This is a genomic window from Mesorhizobium sp. M0491, assembly GCF_040321265.1.
Lineage (GTDB): Bacteria > Pseudomonadota > Alphaproteobacteria > Rhizobiales > Rhizobiaceae > Mesorhizobium.
Map to the genome: position 1 here is coordinate 1 of NZ_JAMYRE010000029.1, position 13493 is coordinate 13493.

General features: G+C 63.9%; 13 protein-coding genes. 6 read left to right on the forward strand and 7 right to left on the reverse strand.

Translation table 11 applies throughout. The annotated features are described in order from the left end of the window. Nucleotides 1–202 precede the first annotated feature (202 nt). On the forward strand, nucleotides 203–370 hold the full coding sequence (locus NKI69_RS29025) for a hypothetical protein (RefSeq protein WP_352723010.1): 168 nt from the start codon (nucleotides 203–205) through the stop codon (nucleotides 368–370). A gap of 13 nt (nucleotides 371–383) precedes the next feature. Here the strand turns inward: NKI69_RS29025 and NKI69_RS29030 are convergent, their stop codons facing one another. Further along, the gene (locus tag NKI69_RS29030) at nucleotides 384–1181 is read right to left on the reverse strand and encodes a helix-turn-helix domain-containing protein (protein WP_023813477.1); all 798 of its coding nucleotides are present in this window, start codon (nucleotides 1179–1181) and stop codon (nucleotides 384–386) included. 113 nt (nucleotides 1182–1294) lie between these two features. Between NKI69_RS29030 and NKI69_RS29035 the strand changes: the two genes are divergently transcribed. Further along, nucleotides 1295–2155, forward strand: a complete 861-nt coding sequence (locus NKI69_RS29035; protein WP_023813476.1) for an SMP-30/gluconolactonase/LRE family protein — start codon at nucleotides 1295–1297, stop codon at nucleotides 2153–2155. A gap of 347 nt (nucleotides 2156–2502) precedes the next feature. Here the strand turns inward: NKI69_RS29035 and NKI69_RS29040 are convergent, their stop codons facing one another. Continuing rightward, entirely contained in the window at nucleotides 2503–3396 is an 894-nt protein-coding gene (locus NKI69_RS29040) for an NAD(P)/FAD-dependent oxidoreductase (RefSeq protein WP_023813475.1), read from the reverse strand. A 106-nt stretch (nucleotides 3397–3502) separates the two neighbouring features. Between NKI69_RS29040 and NKI69_RS29045 the strand changes: the two genes are divergently transcribed. After that, nucleotides 3503–4174, forward strand: a complete 672-nt coding sequence (locus NKI69_RS29045; RefSeq protein ID WP_502895366.1) for a TetR/AcrR family transcriptional regulator — start codon at nucleotides 3503–3505, stop codon at nucleotides 4172–4174. Nucleotides 4175–4444: 270 nt separating this feature from the next. On the opposite strand, the gene NKI69_RS29050 is transcribed toward NKI69_RS29045, so the two are convergent. The 4 genes from NKI69_RS29050 to NKI69_RS29065 form a co-directional block, all read right to left on the reverse strand. Beyond that, nucleotides 4445–6166 carry a SulP family inorganic anion transporter gene (locus tag NKI69_RS29050; protein WP_023813473.1) on the reverse strand — a complete coding sequence of 574 codons (1722 nt, stop codon included), beginning with the start codon at nucleotides 6164–6166 and terminating at the stop codon, nucleotides 4445–4447. A gap of 69 nt (nucleotides 6167–6235) precedes the next feature. Then, nucleotides 6236–6514, reverse strand: coding sequence for a helix-turn-helix domain-containing protein (locus NKI69_RS29055; RefSeq protein WP_023813472.1), 279 nt, complete (start codon nucleotides 6512–6514; stop codon nucleotides 6236–6238). Between the two features lie 151 nt (nucleotides 6515–6665). After that, nucleotides 6666–7379, reverse strand: a complete 714-nt coding sequence (locus tag NKI69_RS29060; protein WP_023813471.1) for a phosphatase PAP2 family protein — start codon at nucleotides 7377–7379, stop codon at nucleotides 6666–6668. Between the two features lie 14 nt (nucleotides 7380–7393). Then, complete coding sequence (locus tag NKI69_RS29065; protein ID WP_013528672.1) at nucleotides 7394–7735, reverse strand: hypothetical protein; 342 nt, start codon at nucleotides 7733–7735, stop codon at nucleotides 7394–7396. A gap of 172 nt (nucleotides 7736–7907) precedes the next feature. Between NKI69_RS29065 and NKI69_RS29070 the strand changes: the two genes are divergently transcribed. Next, entirely contained in the window at nucleotides 7908–9302 is a 1395-nt protein-coding gene (locus tag NKI69_RS29070; RefSeq protein ID WP_023813469.1) for a sensor histidine kinase, read from the forward strand. Continuing rightward, nucleotides 9299–9958, forward strand: coding sequence for a response regulator (locus tag NKI69_RS29075; protein WP_023813468.1), 660 nt, complete (start codon nucleotides 9299–9301; stop codon nucleotides 9956–9958). Before NKI69_RS29070 ends, NKI69_RS29075 begins: the two co-directional genes overlap by 4 nt. A 279-nt stretch (nucleotides 9959–10237) precedes the next feature. Here NKI69_RS29075 and NKI69_RS29080 read toward each other — a convergent pair whose 3' ends face one another. Further along, complete coding sequence (locus tag NKI69_RS29080; RefSeq protein ID WP_023813467.1) at nucleotides 10238–10723, reverse strand: hypothetical protein; 486 nt, start codon at nucleotides 10721–10723, stop codon at nucleotides 10238–10240. A gap of 556 nt (nucleotides 10724–11279) precedes the next feature. On the opposite strand from NKI69_RS29080, the gene NKI69_RS29085 reads away from it, so the two are divergent. After that, entirely contained in the window at nucleotides 11280–13283 is a 2004-nt protein-coding gene (locus tag NKI69_RS29085) for a PhoX family protein (protein ID WP_023813466.1), read from the forward strand. Nucleotides 13284–13493: the final 210 nt, after the last annotated feature.

Below are 13493 nucleotides of genomic sequence, written 5' to 3' on the forward strand. Positions count from 1 at the left end.
CCCCCCCCCCTCCCGGCCCGGCCGCCCCCCCCCCCCCCCCCGCCCCCCCCGCGCCCCCCCCCCCCCCCGCCCCCCCCGCCCCGCCCCCCCCCCCCCCGCCCCCGGGGGGCCGGCGCCCCCCGGCCCGGACTCGCCGGAGGGCCTTGGCGAGGCCCTGGCTGCAGTCGAGGCGACCAGGAAAATGCAGGACTGCAGGGCCAGCATGAACGAGACGGCCGGGCAGATGAAGATGATGGGCGCGGTCAATGGCGCGGTCGGCATCGCCGGCCGCATGGCAGGCCCAGGCGGCAAGACAGCGGCGAAAATGGTGGCCATCGGCACCGCCAGGGCCGTGCGCGGCAAGCTCAGCCGCCAGATGCAATCATGCTGAGACGATTGGCCGATCAGGCCGGCAGCGGCCGCCGTGTCTTGGCGGCCGGGTCCGTTGCTCTCGCACCGGCATCTCGCGCGTGCGGCCCGATCGGCATGATCGCCGGGAATGGCGTCGCGCCAAAGGCAAACGTCCATTTGTAGCCGACCAGCCCGTCTTCCGGCGTCGTGTGCTGATCGTGATGGGCCAGCAGTTTGGCGCGATCGGCGAGGTCCTGCGCCTCGCGTCGCACCATCTCCGCCGTCTCCGGCCGCATCCGCCTGCTAAAGCTGACGAAGGTCGCTTCCCTGTCGATATGGGTGATCGCCCAGCCGATGAAGTTCTTGTTGGTCATCTCGAACAGCGGCCGCAGCGGCCCTTCGAAATTCCACTGGATCGGCGTCTCGACAAGCAATCTCGCCGTGAGCCCGCGGCCGAGCGCGATCAGGCCGAGCTCCTCGAGATCGCGCAGATAGAGGAACATCGAGGCTTCGCTCAGGCCTTGCGAGCGCATGATGCCCTCGGGCGTGAATTTTTCCGACAGCATGACGAAGATGAACAGCAGTGCCGGCCGGCCGGCGAGCCTGCGTTCGATCTCCGGCGCGATGCGGTTGACCGGCCCTGGCCCCCGGTTCATCGAGCCGAGCACGTTCTCCAGCTCGACACCGGCGGCAGCGCAGATCTCCACCAGCCGGTCGAGCTTGCAGTTGCGCTCGTGGAAGATGCGCTTCACCGTCGGCTCGGAAACCCCCATGCGTTCGGCAAGCTCGCGATAGGTGACGCCCTTCGCCTTCAGCGTCCGCTTCAACGCGCCGAAGATAAGGCCGTTCATGGAATGCACCTCTTGCCGTGGGTTTCGTATCGACTTTCGATACTAGAGGTTATCGACCTTTCCTGAAAATATCGAAAATCATAGCTCTCCGCCGTCATCACAGGAGAGCAGCCATGAACACCCTCGTCACATCAGCCTTTCTCGCCGTCATCGGCATCGCAGGCGCGCCTGCCGCCGAGGCTGGAGAACTCTGGCGCGCCACCGGCCTCGAACAACCGGAATCGGCACTGTTCGACGCAGCCAACAATCGCCTTATCGTTTCCAATATCGTCGGCAATCCCGGCGACGCCGACGGCAACGGCTATCTCAGCGTGCTGTCCGTGGACGGCAGGACGGTCACCCGGCACTGGACCGACGGCATGGACGCGCCCAAGGGAATGGCGATAGCGGGCGGCAAGCTCTATGTCGCCGACATCACCAAGGTTCGCGTCGTCGACCTCGCCAGCGGCAAGCTCGTCGCCAGCATCACGGTACCGAACGCTGTTTTCCTGAACGACATGACATCGGACCAATCAGGCAAGATCTATGTCACCGACATGCTGGCCGACACGATCTATCGTATCGACGGCGAACAACCGGAACTGTTCGCCAGGGATGCGATGCTGGCTTCGCCCAACGGCGTCTTCGCCGATGGCAACAGGCTGATCGTCGCCTCCTGGGGCAAGGACATCAAGTCCGACTTCAGCACGGCGGAGCCGGGTGGGCTGCTGTCGGTCGACATCGCCAGCAAGGTGGTTTCGCCCTTGCCGGGCGCGCAGAAATTCGCCGATCTCGATGGCGTCATCGCCATCGGCGACACCATCTTCGCCACCGCCTACATGACCGGCACGCTCTACCGCTATCAAGCCGGCGGCGCGCCGGAAGCGTTGGCGCATTTCAAACCGGGCAGCGCCGACATCGGCACCGACGGCAAGTCGATCCTCTATGTGCCGTTGATGAACGAGGGCGAAGTGGCTGCGCTGAAGCTCGACTGAGAGCCATGATCGGTGCCTCAGGGCCGATCTCTGAGACGTTCGCCAACAGCCCCTGTCGTTCATCGGCGAGGATCGCCAACTCGAACTCTTATTGTGGCTAGTAAACGACGTCGCCCGGATCGGCCCGCCAAGCGCCAATAGCGTACATTGCCAAGCAGATATTTTGATGTCGCCTTTGGGCCGGTAGCAGTCCGTCAGCTTCTAGTGGAGAGGCATCGAAAGCGGACATCGGGTTGCGGGCGTACCGACGGCTCAATTGGGGCCGGCAGCAGACTGGCTGGTATTGTCGGGCAGCCGACGGTGGCGACGACGTAGGGAGGCCGGTGCGGAGAGGGGAATCTGTGTTCTCAAACCAGCATCGACTGCTGGGCGGAGATACCCGCCGTCGCGCCTTGCGATATTGCCGTGGTGACCGAGGCCATGGCCGGGTTCGCAAGATCGCCGGCAGCATAGATGCCGGGCGTGCTGGTTTCGCGGCGCTCATCGACCTTGATGGCGATGCCGAGGGGCGTATTGACCGTGGCGAGGCCCACTAATTCATGCAGGCTTGCGGACGGCTTGTTGCGCGGATGCGCGAACAGGATGTCGACCGCGGCATTGCGGCCGCTCTCGAGATTAACGGTGGTGATATGGCCCCGATGATGGGCGATTTCGGCGATCCGGCCATCAACGACAGGTATGTTGCGGCGCGCCAGATCGGCCCGAACATCGGGTGAAATGTCGTGACCATCGGCGAAGACCGTCAATGTTTCGGTCCAGTCGTGGTACAGCCTGACATAATTGTGCGACGGCGGGCCGGACCAGACGAGGCCCCAATGCTGGTCGGCGACTTCAAAGCCATCGCAATAGGGGCAGGGCACAATGGATGTGCCCCAGCTTTCGGCAAAGCCCGGAACATCCGGCATCTGGTCGGCGACGCCATAACTCAGGATCAGGCGGCGCGCCCCAAGGTGTTCGCCATCGCCAGTGAGGACCGAGAAATCGTCGATGGTGCCGGAGATGCTGTCGGCCCGGCCATTGACCAGCCTGATCGTGGGATAACGCGCCAGTTGCTTCCGCGCTTCGGCCAGGATGTCCAGCGGTGGCTTGTGATCGTGGCCGAGCAGACCATGCGAGTGGCCGGCGAAGCGGTTGCGCGGCAGGCCGGTATCGAGAACGGTGACCTTGCGGCGGGCACGTCCGAGCTGCAGGGCGGCGGCGAGACCGGCAAAGCTGCCGCCGATGATGATGACGTCATCCATGGTGATGGGCTCCGTGTGTGGATGAGGGATGGCTTGGCCTGGCTTGCACATTTTTGACACTGCGTGGTATCGTAATTCAAGAATTATGATACTGTCAAGGACTGGAATTGTCGTGACCGAAAACAGCCAGGGCCGGCGCGGCCGGCCCGCCAATGAGGCGCTTGGCCAAACGATAGTCGACGCCGCGTGCGAACTCTTTGAGGAATTGGGTTTTCATGCGACGACATTGGACAAGGTCGCCCAGAGAGCGAAGATATCCAAGCTCAGCATCTATCGGCACTTCGAGAACAAGGAGGCGCTGTTCAGCGCGGCCATCGCGGCCCGCTGCCATCAGTTTGCACCACAGGCCCTTTTTGAAGGCGTCGACGGTTCGGCCGAAGATCAGCTCATGGTGGTGGGATCATCCCTGCTTCGCACGCTGTTGAACCCGGACGTCCGCAGTGTCGAAGCCATGATCATGGCCGACAAGACGAATCAAAAGTCGTTAAGCAAGCTCCATTACGAAGCCGGCCCCGCCCATGTCATCGCCCAAATCGAGGCCCTGTTGCGTCAGTTGCACGCGAAGGCGGTTCTGAACGTGACCGATCCTCTCCGGTCCGCCCGCCTGTTTGCCGCGCTTATCAAAGGATCCGATCTCCTGATTATCGCACGCTTCGATGAGGCGAGAGCAGAGGACGACAACGAAATCGAATCCTATTGCCGGTCGGCCGTCGCCATGTTCATCGCCGCGCACGGTGGCACGACCACCCGGGCGGATAGCCCAGGAGTACTTGCATGATATTTGGGGCTCGCATTGACATCAACGCGACCATTATCGTTGGGCAGCGGGCTGACCGGCGGCGTAACCTGCTACCACCCCATTCGAGGCCTTAGTGCTGGCTTAGCAGACCGTCAGCTTTCGGGAAGCTGCAACGATAGTCTGAATGGCGGAAACGAGGGCGCAAAGCGGCCGTTCACGTCGCGCCGTGCGTGAGTCAACCCAGGGCCAAAACGTTTGCGTTCAACCGGCGGACACCTGTGTGGCCCGCCGACCGGCAAATCCCGATTTCTACTCTGCCTCCAGCTTCCCTTTCAGCTGCGCCCGCGCATCCTTGATCGAGGCGGCATAGGTCACCAGCGGGCGCTTGACGCCGTGGTTGATCAGCATACGCCGGATCTGCGGCGCGGCACCTGATATGATGAAGCGGACGCCGGCGCGTTTCGCCTTGTGGGCGGCGCCCTCGATGACGTTGGCCGCCGTCGAATCGAAGAACGGTACGGCCGAGCAATCGAGGATGAAGTTTTTGCGCTGGTCGGCGATGCGGTCGAGCACGGTGCCGACGGTCGACGCGGCGCCGAAGAAGAAAGCGCCGGAGATGCGGTAGACCACGGTGTCGGCGTCGGTCGCCTCGCTGGCATCGTAGGCGTTGGTGCTGTCGGCGACATCCTCCTGCACCAGCGGCTGATCGGCCTCGACCGCAATCGATTTGGCCATGCGGTCGATGAACAGGATCGACCCCAGCACGAAGCCGACGACGATGCCTTCAGTGAGATCGCGGAAGATGACGAGCAGGAAGGTCGCCATCAGCACCAGCGCGTCGCCGCGTGAGGCACGCAGCAAGGTGGCGAAGGCCTGTTTCTCGAACATGTTCCAGCACACGACCGCCAGCACGCCGGCAAGGGCGGCGAGCGGGATGTAGCTGGCGAGCGGCGCCGCCACCAGCATCAAAGCGAGCAGGATGGCTGAGTGGACGATGCCCGAAACCGGTCCGTGGGCGCCGGCCCGCACATTGGTCGCCGTGCGGGCGATGGTGCCTGTGGCGCAGATGCCGCCGAACAGGGCGGACGCGATGTTGGCGAAGCCTTGCGCCACCAGTTCGCAGTTGGAACGATGCCGTCGGCCCGTCATTCCATCGGCGACCACCGCCGACAGCAGCGATTCGATGGCGCCCAGCAAGGCGAAGGCGATGGCATCCGGCAGCACGTCAATCATCCTGTCCAGGCTGACCGGTGGCAGAGCGGGCATTTGCAGGCTGCGCTGGATGCCGCCAAAGCGGGTGCCGATCGTCTCGGCGGGCAGCGAGAGAAGCGCCACGACCAGCGATGCCAGCCCGATGGCGATGAGCATTGCGGGCGATGTCGGCCGCCAGCGTTTCAGGCCGGCGATGGTGACGATGGTCAACACCGCCACCAAGGTCGCCGCCGGGTTGATGGTGCCGGCCGCCTCGGCGACCGCGATCAGCTTCGGCACCAGCGGTCCCGGCTCCTTGCCGGCAAGCTTCAGCCCGAACAGTTCGACGATCTGTCCTGAAAAGATGATGACGGCGATGCCGGCGGTGAAGCCGACCGTCACCGGATAGGGAATGAATTTGATGTAGGTGCCGAGACGAAGATAGCCGATGGCGAGCAGGAAGACCCCTGCCATCATCGTTGCCAAAAGCAGCCCATCGATGCCGACGCGGGCAACCGTCGCTGCCACCAGCACAATGAAGGCGCCGGCCGGACCGCCGATCTGGAAGCGGCTGCCGCCGAGCGCAGAAATGATGAAGCCGCCGACGATCGAGGTGTAGAGGCCGCGCTCGGGAGCGACCCCCGAAGCGATCGCGATCGCCATCGACAAGGGCAGCGCGACGATGGCGACCGTCAGCCCGGCAATGGCGTCCGCCTTGAAGTCGGCGAAGGTGTAGCCCTCGCGCCAGACCGTCACCAGCTTCGGTGTGAACAATTCGGAAAATGTCGGCTTTACCGACCTGTGGGCCGGTTCATGCACTGCCCGCTGCGTCTGATCCATGGACTGCCTTTCGCACCCTGAAAGGCGGCGGGATCGTCGGCAGGGCTGTCGGCGGTCGCCGTCGCGACTTTATGCCGGCTCAGCCTTGGGACCCCGCGGCACGGCAGGCTTGAGGCGCACGCCCCGGCCGCCGCGCTCGCTGGTCTGGTTCTCGCCGATCAGCTCCACCCCGGCCTCGTCGAGAGCCTGGATGACCTTCATCAGCGTGTCGACCACGCCCCTGACCACGCCATCGCTCGCCTCCATGCGCTGGATGGTCGGAAGCGAAACGCCGGCGCGCTCGGCGAGCGTCTTCTGATCGATGCCGGCCAGCGCCCTTGCGGCACGCATCTGCGCGGCAGTGATCATCGGCCGGAATCCCCGTCTGAGTCTGCAGAAATGAGGTATAATACCATTATTGTGATGTTTCAAGCATTAGTATGAACGTTTGGGACGTAAGGCGCGGCGCATTGACTGACCATTTTTTCAGATACTTTCACGGGCTGATCAACCGGCTGATCTAGTCTCCAGTCTCGCCGTCCGGGTGCTGCCCACGCCATCGCTGCCACGCCCGGGCAGCGAGCCAGCAAAGCATCGCCCAGACGAAGCCCGCGCACCAGCCGGCAAGCACGTCCGATGGCCAGTGGACGCCAAGATAGATGCGGCTGACGCCAACCAGCAGCGTCGTCAGCACCGCCAGCGACAGCACATAGATCTTCGTCGTTCGACCGGGCAGGAAGCGTGCCGCCAGCGCGCCGAGCGTCAGATAGGTCACCGCCGACAGCATGGCGTGGCCGCTCGGAAAAGACAGCGTCGTTTCGTTGACGAGATGCGAGACGAGTTCGGGGCGCGGCCGGTCGATGCCGGCTTTCAGCAGGCTCGACAATACCTGCCCCCCGGCCACCGCCACGAAGATGAAAAGGGCGGTCGCCGGCCTGCGGATAAGCAGGAGATACACGATGACCGCCGTCACGATCAGCACCAGCACGCTGCCGCTGCCGAGGCTGGTGATGTCGCGCATCGCCCCTTGCAGCCACAGCGGGCCGACCGGGCTGTCAGGGCGGCCCGCCTGGCGGAAGGCGAGCAGGATTTCGGTATCGAAGGCGTGCGGCGTGGTGGCGCGCGCCATCTCCATCAGCTCCTCGAATCCCCACAGGCCGGCGGCGATGACCAGGCCGGCCAGCAGCACCGGGAATTCAACCCGGTTGAGCAAAGCGTTCGCGGCGTTCTTCATCGGCAATTCGCCCGTTACAGCCGGCCTTGCAGATAGGGTCCGAGCGTGATCAGCGCCACCGCTGCGATCGCCAGCATGATCCCGGTCGCCTGCAGCGCATTGACGCGCTCGCCGAAGAAGACCAGTGCCACGACGTTCACCGAGACCAGCTGGATGACGGCGGAAAGGCTGAACGACACCGACATGCCGAATTCGCGGATCAGCCGCAGCATGATCAGATTGCCCAGCGAATAGAGTGCCAGCGTCAGCGCGATCTTGCCAAGGCTCGGCGCCAGGCCCCATTGCTTGGCGGCTGTCGCCGCCAGCAGGAAAATGACCGTCGAAAAGCCGAGCTGCAGCAATCCTGAAAAACTCAACGCTCCGTCCCCTCTCGAAGCGGCTCCCGCCGCGTGTGTCGCGGACGTTGTTTCCCAAGCGCGCCGGGACGTCAAGCGACCTCGACCAAACGAAGCTCTTGGCAATGGCAAGCCGGAAGCTCAAAGTACTACCATCGCCCAATCTGTCGGTTCGAAGGGCGGTCAGGGGCTCATGATTCGCAGTTTTCAAAACCTGGTGCGGCGCTGGAGCGAGCTTTCCCTTGCCCTGCAATTCGTCATTGCCGGCGGCTTTGGCCTGCTGGCTGTCATGTTGGTGGTGGGCACCTGGGTGACGGCGCAGATCCGGGACGGCGTCATCCGCAATTCGGCCGCCACGACGGCGCTCTATGTCGACAGCGTGATTGCGCCGCTGCTTCCCGACTTGCGCAAGGAGCAGGAGCTCAGCGAGTCCGTCAAGCAGGCGCTGGACGAGACGCTTGGCCAGGGCGCGCTTGGTAAGCGCCTCGAATCGTTCGTACTCTGGCGCCGCGACGGGACGGTTCTCTACGCCAAGGAGACGGCCCTGATCGGCCGCCGCTTCGGTCCGAGCGACAATCTGCGTTCCGCCTTCGAAGGCAACGTCGTCGCTGAATTCAATACATTCGATGATGATGAACGCGAGGAGAAGGCTACCCGCTTGCCCTTGCTGGAGATCTACAATCCCGTGCGCGAGCCCTGGTCGGGCGAGGTGGTGGCGGTCACCGAGTTCTATGAGATCGCCGACGATTTCCAGGCCACCCTGGCGTCCGCCCTGTGGTCGAGCTGGCTGATCGTGGCCGGCGCGACCCTGGCGGCATTCCTGCTCCTGTCGGGCATCGTCCTGCGCGGCAGCCGCACCATCGACGATCAGCGTGGGGCGCTGCGCCGCCAAGTGTCGGAGCTGCAGGGTCTGGTGGCGCAAAACAGTGCCTTGCGACTGCGCGTGCAACGGGCCTCTCGCCGCGCCACCGCGCTCAACGAAAGATATCTGCGCCGTATCGGCGCCGACCTCCATGACGGCCCGGCCCAACTCGTGGCCCTGGCGGCGCTGCGCATGGATAGTCCGATATTTTCCAGCGATGGCCATTCGGGCGTAAGCCGTTCGACCGAGGTCGCGATGATCCGCAAGACACTGGAGGATGCGATGCGTGAAATACGCGGCATCTGCACCGGCCTTGTCCTTCCGCAGATCGAGACGGCTGCCGCAAACGACATTCTGCGGCTGGCCGTCAAGGAACACGAGCAGAGGACGGGAACGTCGGTGACGCTGACGCTGGCCGGACAGTTGCCGGAACCCGGCGCTTCCGAGAAGATCAGCATCTATCGTTTCGTTCAGGAAGGGCTGAACAACGCCTATCGCCACGGGCTAGGCAAGGATCAGGCAGTGAGCGCCGGGATGAAAGGTGGCAGGCTTTTTGTCGAAGTGTCGGACGGCGGGCCGGGTTTCGATCCGGCGGCACGGGTCGAGGGTCTCGGCCTCGCCGGCCTCAGGGAGCGGGTCGAAAGCATTGGCGGACAGTTCGAAACCTTGACCGGGCCGCAAGGTACGCGTTTGGTGATCCGTCTGTCGGTCGAGGAGCAAGCATGACTGGTACCATCCGCATCGCCATTGTCGACGATCATCCCCTCTTTCGCGAAGGTGTGACGCGCAGCCTGTCGGAGATCGGGGGCTTCGAGATGGTTGGCGAGGGCGCCACGGCGCAGGATGCCGAACGCCTCGCCACGACGGTGCGGCCCGACATCTTGCTGCTCGATATCTCCATGCCGGGCGGCGGGCTGACCGCGGTCGCAAGCATCCTCGCCAGCCATCCCGCCCAGAAGATCGTCATGCTGACCGTTTCGGAGGCCAATGCCGATGTGACAAAGGCGCTGAACGCAGGGGTGAATGGCTATGTCCTCAAAGGCGTCGGGTCGCGCGGGCTCGCCGACATCCTGCGCAATGTTGCAGCCGGCGAAAGCTATCTGTCGCCGACGCTGTCGGCCCGGCTGCTTTCGGATCTCCAGTCCCAGCAGCCGACCGACGGCATTGCGGAACGGCTGCGGCAGCTCACCGATCGGCAGACGGAAATCCTGCGGCTGGTGGCGGAGGGGCTGAGCAACAAGGAAGTCGCCTTGCGGCTTGAACTGCAGGAGAAGACCGTCAAGCACCACATGACCGGGGTGCTGTCGAAGCTCAATGTGCGAAACCGCACCGAAGCGGCCTTGATGATGCGTGAGTTGCGCGACCGCGACAGGCCTTCTTAGAGCATTTCACCGTTTCACGGAACGGCGAGCTGCTCTAATTCTTTGTTTTGACGCGATTCTAGACGGAAAACCGCTTCACACTTTTCCTAGAATTGCTCCAGGCCAGGTACGGGGAAATGCGCAACGGTTTCCCGTCCCGGATTGCGCAAAAGCACGTCGCGCCTCGGGACTGCAGCCATTGCGGTGCCGAAAACCGGGACGCTGGCCAAAAACGAGGTCACCTCCGCCGGGGGGCGGCGGAGGTGACGTGCAAAGCTGACCGTTGCCTGTTGGCCAGCTTCACAAGGCCTTGAGACGATTGGCATCGGCCGGGGTAGCCTGGCGGTCGATGATCGTGCGACCGAGCGCGTCCTTCATGCTGAAACGACCGTTCTCGAGCTTTTCCGTTATGCCGTCGGGGTGCCGGACCGTGATCTTGTTGCCGGTCACGTCGACCTTGTCACCGGTCTTTGCATTGACATGGCTCCCGCTCTTACCCTGATTGGATCCTGATTTGCCGCTGTTGCCATTCCCATTGCCGTTGCCGCTATTGCCGCTGTTCCCGCTATTGCCTCCGCCGGAATTGCCGCCGTTGCCGCCCCCACTGTTGCCTCCGCCCCCACCACCACCGTTGCCGCCGCCACCTTTGCCGGCGTATGCGCTGGCGGTCTGGATGCCGGAAACGGAGCCGTCCAGGACAATTTGGTAGGGAGCAATCGTCAACGCCAGCGCCGCTGCCGATTTGAGCGCCAGCCGGCAACAACGGGTCGTGACCGATCTGTGCATTTTGATCTCCGACGACTGAGCCCGGCGCGCCCCACCCCAACGTTGCAGTGCAACAACATTGCCGAAAGACGCGGCGCCCGGAAGCGACCTCCGACCGTTGCGGTTGTCAACTAGGACCTTTGCAAGCGCAAGATTGGACTAAAGTCCCAAGCCTATGCTACATTAGCTTTGCATGAACGGCGCCGCGACCGCCATCGCTAAACGGGAGACTCGCTTTCCCGACGCCTGACGACGGCAGACGCCGAACATCAAGTCACCTCCGCCGGGGGCGGCGGAGGTGACTTGTCGAGCCGGCTTTGTCCGTTGATCCGTTGGCAACGACTGACGTCATGCGCCGTTGTAAGATGCGCGCGAAACATGCCGCCGAAGGTCTCCTTCCTCTCGAAAGACGATTCCGGAGCAGCTCACGGCCTTCGGGAATGCTGAGCCAGCGCTGCGCGCAATGCCTGTCGCGTCTGAAACGTCTCCCGATGTCACGAAAATGTGACCCGGCGATTATAAGGGGGTCAACAGGTACCCCACGCTCCAGCCACCCGACAGCCAGAGGCAAGCCACGATGACTGACCTTCGCTCCCCCGACACCCGATTCCGCACCAGCCTGCTCGAGGAAAACGACGGCCCGGCGATCAACGCCTCCGACAACCGCACCATGGGCGAGATCATCGCCGCGCGGTTCTCGCGCCGCGGCTTCCTCAAGGGCTCGCTGGCCGTCTCGGCCATCGCCGCCACCGTCAGCCCGCTGGCGCTGATCAGCGCCGACGAGGCCAGGGCAGCGGGAGGCTCGGCCTTCGCGTTCGACGAACTCGAGGCCGGCATCGACGACAAGCACCATGTCGCGTCGGGTTACGATGCCGATGTCCTGCTGCGCTGGGGCGATCCGTTGTTTGCCGATTCGCCCGACTTCGACCCGACGAAACAGTCGGCCGAGGCCCAGGCGAAACAGTTCGGCTACAACAATGACTATGTCGGCTACATCCCGATCGACGGCTCGGCCGAACATGGCCTGCTGGTGGTCAACCACGAATACACCAATCCGCATCTGATGTTCCCGGGCATCGTGAAGATCGTCGAAAAGGACGGCAAGAAGTCGGCAGAAGTCGCACCCCTCTCGAAGGAGCAGGTCGATGTCGAGATGGCCGCCCATGGCGGCACCATCGTCGAGATCCGCAAGGATGGTGGCAAATGGCAGGTGGTGCGCGACGGCAAGCTCAACCGCCGCATCACCTCCAACACCGAAATGGCGCTGTCCGGCCCGGTTGCCGGCCATGACCGCGTCAAGACCAATGCCGATCCGTCCGGCACCAAGGTGTTCGGCACGTTCAACAATTGCGCCGGCGGCGTCACGCCCTGGGGCACCTATGTGATGGCCGAGGAGAACATCCATGGCTATTTTTCCGGCGAGCTGCCGGAAGGCCACAAGGAAGCCGCGAACTACAAGCGTCTCGGCATTCCCGAAGGCGCCTATGAATGGGCGGCGCATTACGAGCGTTTCGACCTCGCCAAGGAACCCAACGAAGCCAACCGCTTCGGCTGGATCGTCGAGGTCGATGTCAACGACCCGACCTCGACGCCGAGGAAGCGCACCGCCATGGGCCGCTTCAAGCATGAGGGCGCCGAATCGATCGTCGCCAAGGACGGCCGCGTCGTCTTCTATCTCGGTGACGACGAGCGCTTCGACTATGTCTACAAGTTCGTGACCAGGGCCGCGTTCAATCCGAACGATCGTGCCGCCAACAAGGACCTGCTCGACGATGGCACGCTGCATGTCGCCAAGTTCGCCGAAGACGGCACGGTCGAATGGCTGCCGATCGTCTTCGGCCAGGGGCCGCTGACGGCTGAAAACGGTTTTGCCAGCCAGGCCGACGTGCTGATCGAGACGCGCCGCGCCGCCGACCTGCTCGGCGCCACCAAGATGGACCGCCCGGAAGATGTCCAGCCCAATGGCGTCAACGGCAAGGTCTATGTCATGCTGACCAACAATTCGAAGCGCAAGGCCGACCAGGTCGATGCTGCCAACCCGCGCGCCGAAAACGCCTTCGGCCACATCATCGAAATCGCCGAGGACGGCGGCGATTTCACCGCCGCCAAGGGCAAGTGGGAAGTGCTGCTGAAATGCGGCGATCCGGCGGTCGCCGATGTCGGCGCCACCTTCTCGACAGCAACGACGGCCAATGGCTGGTTCGGCATGCCCGACAATTGCGCGGTCGATTCGGCCGGGCGTCTCTGGGTCGCGACCGACGGACAGGGGCCGAAAGCCACCGGCCGCACCGATGGCCTGTGGGCAGTGGACACCGAGGGGGCGGCGCGGGCGACCTCGAAACTGTTCTTCCGCGTGCCGATCGGCGCCGAGATGTGCGGTCCGCTGTTTGCGCCCGACGACCAGACCGCCTTCGTCGCCGTCCAGCATCCGGGCGACGGCGGAGAGGACTGGGAAGCGTTCGGGCGCCCCTCTTACTATGAGGACCTGTCGACGCGCTGGCCCGACTTCAAGCCCGACATGCCGGTGCGGCCGTCGGTGGTCGCCATCACCAGACAAGGCGGCGGCAAGATCGCGGTCTGATTGCCCACTCGCATGGGCAGCAGCGGAGCAGAATTTGCGCCGCTGCTGCGCCTTGAAGCCGCGGCATGTATCCCTTGGGCTGCGGAGCAGCTCCAGAGGTCTGCGCCGCGTCGCTTCGCTCCTTGCTCCGCCCCAGGATGACGAGGCGACGGGGGAAGTCGGTCAAGCCTCGGGAAAGATTGGCAATTTAAACGTGGCGCTCTAGGTCTT

What these genes read in the sequence shown, in the direction of transcription:
- NKI69_RS29035 (WP_023813476.1), top strand. Translation starts at nt 1,295, where the DNA reads ATGAACACCCTCGTCACATCAGCCTTTCTCGCCGTCATCGGCATCGCA.
- NKI69_RS29055 (WP_023813472.1), bottom strand. Translation starts at nt 6,514, where the DNA reads ATGATCACTGCCGCGCAGATGCGTGCCGCAAGGGCGCTGGCCGGCATC.
- NKI69_RS29030 (WP_023813477.1), bottom strand. Translation starts at nt 1,181, where the DNA reads ATGAACGGCCTTATCTTCGGCGCGTTGAAGCGGACGCTGAAGGCGAAG.
- NKI69_RS29075 (WP_023813468.1), top strand. Translation starts at nt 9,299, where the DNA reads ATGACTGGTACCATCCGCATCGCCATTGTCGACGATCATCCCCTCTTT.
- NKI69_RS29025 (WP_352723010.1), top strand. Translation starts at nt 203, where the DNA reads ATGAACGAGACGGCCGGGCAGATGAAGATGATGGGCGCGGTCAATGGC.
- NKI69_RS29080 (WP_023813467.1), bottom strand. Translation starts at nt 10,723, where the DNA reads ATGCACAGATCGGTCACGACCCGTTGTTGCCGGCTGGCGCTCAAATCG.
- NKI69_RS29050 (WP_023813473.1), bottom strand. Translation starts at nt 6,166, where the DNA reads ATGGATCAGACGCAGCGGGCAGTGCATGAACCGGCCCACAGGTCGGTA.
- NKI69_RS29070 (WP_023813469.1), top strand. Translation starts at nt 7,908, where the DNA reads ATGATTCGCAGTTTTCAAAACCTGGTGCGGCGCTGGAGCGAGCTTTCC.
- NKI69_RS29060 (WP_023813471.1), bottom strand. Translation starts at nt 7,379, where the DNA reads ATGAAGAACGCCGCGAACGCTTTGCTCAACCGGGTTGAATTCCCGGTG.
- NKI69_RS29040 (WP_023813475.1), bottom strand. Translation starts at nt 3,396, where the DNA reads ATGGATGACGTCATCATCATCGGCGGCAGCTTTGCCGGTCTCGCCGCC.
- NKI69_RS29085 (WP_023813466.1), top strand. Translation starts at nt 11,280, where the DNA reads ATGACTGACCTTCGCTCCCCCGACACCCGATTCCGCACCAGCCTGCTC.